The following is a 7063-nucleotide window of genomic DNA, read 5'->3' as shown; positions in this document are numbered from 1 at the left end:
AAATTTATAACAGTATGTCCTCAAATTTAGATGTGTCATTAGAAAATATTAAATTTAAATTAGAAGATGAAAATAATGAGGTATTGGAAGATGTTTTGTTTACAAAGGAGATTGAAGAAAGAAGTGAACAATACAGAGTTGCAAATAATAAATTAGAAGTTTTAAAAAAAGCTCTTAATATAGATAGGGGGTAAGTTTTTATGACAAACGAAACTGATTTAACTAATGCGATAGATGATCTTCTTGAAATTACTAGCAAGGGGAACTTACTCTCTCGTAATTCTAAAACTATCGAAAGAGCTTTCGAAGGATATATATTTTCTCTATGTCGTAGAGCCGTATTAAATCTTGGAGGTAAAGCGACACTAACTGGTATTCGAACAGGGGCGAATCCTAAAATTATAATCTTAAGAGGTGGACCTGGATATATGTGGTCAGATAAACAAGATTTTTGTTTTATTGATTGTATTGTCAATGGGATGAAATTTGAGATCCATCTAGATGTTCAATACCAAGGAGCTAGTGGTGCGAACCATGAACTAGATATTTCTATTTACTCTAAGACCGGTGCAGATAAAAGTAGAAGCAAGAAAGTTTTTCCTAAATTGAACAAAGACTTGATTGCAGGAATGGAATGTAAATTTTATACTTCAACACCGGGAGTATCTTTAGCAAGGACATTTGTAGGTTTATTAACTGATAGCACAAGAGGTAAAAAGTATTATGCTTTTGTATCAAATCAAGGGACGAGTGGGATAAAGAAATTTTTGAACAGGAACAGACATGTAAGTTTTTTTACAGAAATGACACCCTTGAATTACCAAACTGAAGATCGTTTTCTAAAAAATTTAGAGCAATTTATTGATGAATGGTGCAATTAATAATTTCAACCTAGAGAAAGAAACAACTCTAAACGGTTTTGAGAATGAATCGTATCCCAAAAATCGCGTCCCTACTATATTAAATAGATAGACGGCAACACAAAGAACCATTGTTTTCCGGGTATACAAGAAGTACCAATCACAGAACTTCCGAAACACCCACTCACCCAAAAGGAGCTGAAAACAATGGTTCTATCTACATTTAACCATATTCAGGGGAGCAACGGAAGTCATTGGAACCGCTTGATGCGGGGAGAAAATGCCCAAAAGATTTGTATTGTGGCGATTTACGCAGCCAAGTTTGTGAATGCCGCGATGATCTGCAATGTGTACGGGGACATCCACGTCAAACCGTTTGAATTCAATGCGTCATCCCCCGGGTTTAAACGGTTGATGGAGGAAATTGATCAAGCGAAAGAAGGGTATGGATTTGAGGAAGTGGTCATAGGGATTGAGACAACCGGCCATTATTACGAAGACCTGGTTCGCCTCTGCGAAGAGAAAGAATATCATGTCCGTATCATCAACGCGGCCACGACATCGAAAGAACGGGAAACGGTTTTGAATTACACGAAGACGGACAATGTCGATCTGATGGCGATTACCCAATCCATTTTGCACGGACGCGGGTGGACCAGCCAGAAAGCGATTCCGTTGCTGGAACAGTTAAAAACATTGTCACGGGCCCATCGGGCGTTGATCAATGCACATTCACAAACAGTTAATCATGCGCGTCTCTATATGGATCACATCTTTCGGGAGTTCCAAGGAAGCGTCGAGGAAGTGGATGGCAAAAAGGTCAAATTGAAGATTTTCTCGACCTTCGATTCGAAGGCATCTCGCTATTTGATGCGCCACTACCCATATCCGACGGATGTTTTGGCTTTAGGCAAAGAAGGATTGCGCTGGATTTCAATTGAGCAGAACCTGAAAATGCGCGACACTTCCATCGAGCGATTGATCCGTTTCGCGCATCAATCGGTTTCCAAGCCGAAAAACCTTCTACAGGCAGAACTGCTTCTGTGGAAAATCGCGTCCCTGTGTCAAACACGATTCAGTTTAATCACTGCAATTGTATAGAGAAAAAGCCGTATTCAGTGACCTAAAGGGTTGACGGATACGGCTTTAGTATTTTTATTTGAGAAAATAAATATTCATAATTTGTCGGGACACAGGGAGATTCTGGGAACTGCTGGAAATGGAATTTCGAAACGCTTCTCTCTTTCAAACTAGCTTTTTTATCCATTACAAATTTAATCCTACTCTTTAAACTCTTCTGCCAGATACTCCTTGTTAATGATAAACTGAAAAGAAAGATAACGCTCGGAAAGAGCTTGATAAGGAGCACAAGATGACATACTCACTAGAAAATATTTCGCAACTGGAGCATTCCAAAGAATTCGCCCGGCTTCATCAAAAATTCCATCAATTCAATCCTTTGAAAGTGCTGCGGGTCGATCAGTTTGAAATTCGCCATTCAAATATTCTGGCCTGGCTGCTGGATCCGAATGAGACGCATCAATTGGGCGGTTTCTTCCTGAAGAAATTGCTGACACGGCTTGTGACACGTGCCGAGAACGAAGGGAAAGGGGAGGGAATCGATTTTCTGTCGTTTCTCCACAGTTCATTCCATGACGCCGAAGTGTCGCGGGAAGTGAAGACGCATACCAACCGCTTGATCGATTTGCTCGTTCATGTGCCATCGCAGAAACTGGTGCTGGTCATAGAGAACAAATTCCACGCGGGAGAGTCAGACGGCCAGCTTGCCGATTATTTGGCCTATGCGAAACTGCGTTTTTCGGAGACTGGCTATACGATCCTGCCGATCTTTTTGACGCTAGCAAACGAAGAGCCGTCAGAAGACAGTTACCTGTTGCTTGGCTATGAAGACGTGCTGGAAATTATCGAACAGCAGCTTGAATTTAATAAGGATACTACTGCAGATGCCATCCATGACTTTCTGTCGTTTTATATCGAAGTCTTAAAGGAGCAGCTGGTCCACGATGAAGAGGCTGTGCAGCTGGCTTTGGAAGTATACGAAGGGAATAAAAGCGCGATCGATTTTTTATTTCTTAGCCAAAATAAAAACTTCAAAAAGCAGGCCATCTATAAAGGCATCTACAAGCAAATCGGAGAGTTAAATGACAGAGAGAAAACAGCGCTTCGCAAAATCTACGAATCAAAGAAAAAGACGATTGATTTCATTTTCAATATCGGCAGCAATGTCCTGCGGGAAGCGTTTCTTGAATTTGTCAAAGAAACAGAAATTCCTGAAGAGGCTTATTCAGCAAGTATCCGTTCCCCGAACTTTGTGTTGCCGGACTGGTTCGACTTCGAGGAAACGCTGGGCAAACCGGATTCCGCGTATTGGCTTGGCCAAGCTTTTATAATCTGGTTCGAGAGGCAAGTGGAGGATCGTATAAAGATTACGGTGGAAGTCGGTCCAATCGCTTACGAAGAACGGGTTCAATTGTTGACGATGCTGGAGAAGCACGGCGTTAGTTTCCAGCAGAATGCAAAACAGGAAGGCAAAAAATACACGCGCATCTTCACAGCCTGGACGGAAGTCAAAGACTGGGCTTCCAAACAGGAAGTGCTGAACAGCATGTTGGAACTATACAATGCGTCAGAAATTAATGACCTGTTCCGGAAAATCGCTTTGTCTGTCGAGGGGATGGCGCAGCAAGAGCAAGCAGAAGAAGATGTATTAGTTTCAGAAGGAATTGAACAAGAAGAGAAGCTTTCTGAGAACAAGGTTCCAAGTATACCAAGGTCCGCTTTTCAGAAATTTTGCAACGATAATGGCATCAGTGAAGAAAACTGGAATATTCACCCGCGTTATCCATCGTTCACAGTGCCGGCTTTCACGAAGATTGAGGAGCGGTTCGGCTCAACTCGGATCAACTGGTGGTGGCATAACGGCCCGTTCTTATTCTTTTTCGATCATTTACGTGACGGTCGTTTGAAATTGGTATTTGAACTCGGTCCATTGCACGGCGAACAGCGCGTTGCATTAATCAAGGAACTGGAAACTTTCGGAGTGAACTTTAAAGCCGCGTCAAAATTAAGAACGGCAAAATACACCAGGCTGTATTCGAATACGAAAGTGGTTGAAGATTGGGAGGATGAAGAGCAAGTCAGTGGGGCGATGACAGAGTTGTTTGAGCATCCGATGCATCAGGAGTTGTTGGGGGTTATTGGGTGGATTGGTGGGGAGAGTTGGGGGCGATAACGAACTATTATTTTCAGTGGTATATAAATTTCTATTGTACTAACTTAGGATTATATATCGTAGTATGCCGATTAAAAATATTTGAAGGAGGTATGACTTAAATGTTTGCGTGGATTCTAAATTATGAATATGTGTTGCAAATTGCTTCTGTACTTGCATTTATTGGACCAGTTATAGTGATGGTAATTAACAATTACAATATAACTTCGATTGAAAAGATATTGTTAACAAATATGAATAAAGTAATTCATACGACGGTAACAATTATTTTTTATTCCTTATGTATAGGAGTTTTAACCAATATTCTTGCTTTATTTTTAGAGCCGAATTTCACTGTCGGACAACATCTTTTAATATTTGGGATAGTATTTTCTATAGCTTTTATCCTCTTTTTGATTTTTATAGGATCGATTTTCTCCTTAATTAATTTACTCAGAATAAAGACGACCTTTTATATTTTAGATAAAGATAACCAGAAATGGCATATCGTTAGAAGAATTAATAAAAAGCAAATACTATTCAAAGGAGAAAAAAATAACAAAAGATTTTTAGAAGCCTCCAAGTTTTATGAGGAAGAAATATTTCAAGAAATTGAAAGAGAAAATAGTCAAGATAAGTTCTTTCAACTTAAAACTAAAACTGAGAATATCATATTATGGGGAAGCGCTCTATTACTGATAGGTGTTCAAGGCATTCTGCTTTTTTCAGATACTAGAGATCATCAGTATTTAATATATCTTGGCCTTTTCTTATTATTTTCCTTAATTTGTATTATTCCATTAGTTTCAAAAACAAACAAAAAAATCTATAGTCGTATAAGAGCAGTAGAAGAAACAACCTGAAAAATCGCCTCCCTGTCTCAAACCTAATTCATTTTATTAACTACAATTGCATTAAAAAATTGCCGAATCCATTAATTTCAAAGATTAACGAATTCGGCTTTCGTATTTTTATTTCAAAAGTAAATACACATAATTGCGTGCGACACAGGGAGAAAATGGAGACCGTTGGAAAATCCATCCCGCTATATTGATAATCTAGCTGCCTGGGTGAAGCATTTAAAATCAGACGATTTAAAAGGAGGCGTCCTTTCCTTCCCCTAAGATTCTGAAGGACAATAAATCCGTCAATTCCTGGACAAACAATACCGTCAACTTCTGGACAGTATCAATGGCATTAATAATCACGAGTTATACACTGTATAATATGGGCAGGACAAGCAGGAACGGAGTGGGAAAATGGATAGGCAAATATGGGTGGAGTACATTTGATCGATGGCCAACCTCTATGGCATTGTGCCGGTCGAGCAGGTGGCAAAGGTAATTTCCGAGCAGAACGGGGAACAGGTTTCCGCAGAGGAGATCAGAGCATGGATGCAAGATCCCTATTCGGGCGGACTTGCAAAAGCGGCGCTTCAGAAGCGCTACGTTTATCCGTATGGTAACGGCTTTTTTGTCGGGGAATGGATAATGGAGTTTGAAGCGTTCGATGAACACTGGCGGGCGCAGCAAGGCAAGCCGTATTACGTACCGGAGCGGGAAGAGCTCATGAAGTGGAGCGATCCCGATTACTTTGAAAAGCCGAAGGAATTCTTCGCCTTGCTGGAATTCCTTGAGGCAGCGTTCCCGCGAACAGATAGCGAGATGATTGAAGGGTTAGTGGAAGACCTTCAGATGCAGGCGGAAGATCCTTTTTCACTTGAGAAGACTGTAGCAGAATTTGAACGAAGAGGCTTAAAGTTTGCGGAACAGGCACAGTTGATGCAAATGCTGGGTCTTTTAAATGAGCTGCACAATAATACACGCATCCAAATCAATCGCGGCCATACCCCAGCTGAATTATTTGAAGAGGAGAAACGGCATATGCTTCCTTTGAACGTGAAAATTGGCCGGAACGATCCGTGTCACTGTGGGAGTGGAAAGAAGTATAAGAAGTGCTGTGGACGAGCGGCTGAATAATTGTGTCATGGATTTTCTTCTTGAGCACAAAGCAGTTTGGTGACTCACAAGAAGATTAAGATTCGAAATAAAATCGCGTCCCAGGGAAAGCACCAATTTTAAACGATTTTGACAATACAATACAATTTATTCTCTATGCATTGTCACACCGTCTATATCAGCATTTCGGTAGTGGTTTTTTCTTTTTATTCATTCGTGTAAATTGTTAGGAAGTGTGCTGCTCCCTGGAAAGCGAAGCTAAAGATCACCGAATGGTGAAGCAGGCGATCGGTAGAGCTTTTTCTTTTAACAGACGATGAGTAAATTTTAAAAATGAGTTTACTGTGTCAAATTTAATTCAGCTTTTTAATTAGAGTGGCATAAAAGAAAGCCGTATTAAGGGACCTTAAGGGTTACCAAATAAGGTATTTTTTTACTATTAAAATTTGATATTCATAAATCTTCTCGACACAGCGCAATATGAAATGACAAGCTTTATAGTTAGCTATTTGCAAATTTTGATGAATTTCATCAAAATAGTTAGATTTTTATGTTTATTATTGTTTCTTGAAGAGCGAGGTATATAATTAAATAGAATAACACTATAAAGGAAGAGGTGTATTAAAATGTCAAATTACAAATTAGATTATACTGTTTTTTCAGGAACGTTAAAATTCTCTTATAACTCTAATAATATTAGCTCTTTAGATATCGCAAATTTTAACACAGGAATTCATACGCTTGTTAATCAAATAATCACTGAATTTTTAAAGGAGAAATATGGTGAGACAATAATTAGAAAAATTTACGAGAACATCGAGGCAGGTTTATCCTTGAAAAGTATGGTTAACGAATCAATAAAACCGGATTTAGTAAGTTTGAAAATTACAGATTTTCGAAAGGGTTCTATCATAGAGATTGTTGATTTAATGTTAGCTAGTAACGTGGAAGTAATATTAACATCAGAGACTATGGATGTTCTTAAGTTAAAACTGTCAGATATAATTACAAGT

The 7063-nt window shown here is 39.3% G+C and carries 7 protein-coding genes; all 7 read left to right on the top strand.

Annotation, left to right across the window (positions count from 1 at the left end):
- The coding region (locus CXF70_RS18170) for a hypothetical protein (RefSeq protein ID WP_158241179.1) at positions 1-194 on the top strand (194 nt) is incomplete at its 5' end.
- A 6-nt stretch (positions 195-200) separates the two neighbouring features.
- A complete protein-coding gene (locus tag CXF70_RS10290; protein ID WP_101802587.1) occupies positions 201-881 on the top strand; it encodes a hypothetical protein in 681 nt (226 codons plus the stop codon).
- A gap of 186 nt (positions 882-1067) precedes the next feature.
- On the top strand, positions 1068-1961 hold the full coding sequence (locus CXF70_RS10285) for an IS110 family transposase (RefSeq protein WP_233208606.1): 894 nt from the start codon (positions 1068-1070) through the stop codon (positions 1959-1961).
- Positions 1962-2232: 271 nt separating this feature from the next.
- Positions 2233-4113: a PDDEXK-like family protein gene (locus CXF70_RS10280; RefSeq protein ID WP_101802586.1), complete on the top strand. Its 1881-nt coding sequence runs from the start codon at positions 2233-2235 to the stop codon at positions 4111-4113.
- A 101-nt stretch (positions 4114-4214) separates the two neighbouring features.
- Positions 4215-4955 (top strand): hypothetical protein, encoded by a 741-nt coding sequence (locus CXF70_RS10275; RefSeq protein ID WP_101802585.1) that lies wholly within the window; start codon positions 4215-4217, stop codon positions 4953-4955.
- Between the two features lie 432 nt (positions 4956-5387).
- On the top strand, positions 5388-6071 hold the full coding sequence (locus tag CXF70_RS10270) for a YecA family protein (protein ID WP_101802584.1): 684 nt from the start codon (positions 5388-5390) through the stop codon (positions 6069-6071).
- Positions 6072-6676: 605 nt separating this feature from the next.
- Positions 6677-7063: hypothetical protein (locus CXF70_RS10265; protein ID WP_145990719.1), on the top strand; the 387-nt coding region annotated here is incomplete at its 3' end.

It is taken from the genome of Planomicrobium sp. MB-3u-38 (genome assembly GCF_002836425.1).
GTDB lineage: Bacteria > Bacillota > Bacilli > Bacillales_A > Planococcaceae > Planococcus > Planococcus okeanokoites.
Note: the sequence above shows the minus strand (reverse complement) of the source record. Positions and strands in the feature narration are given on the sequence as shown.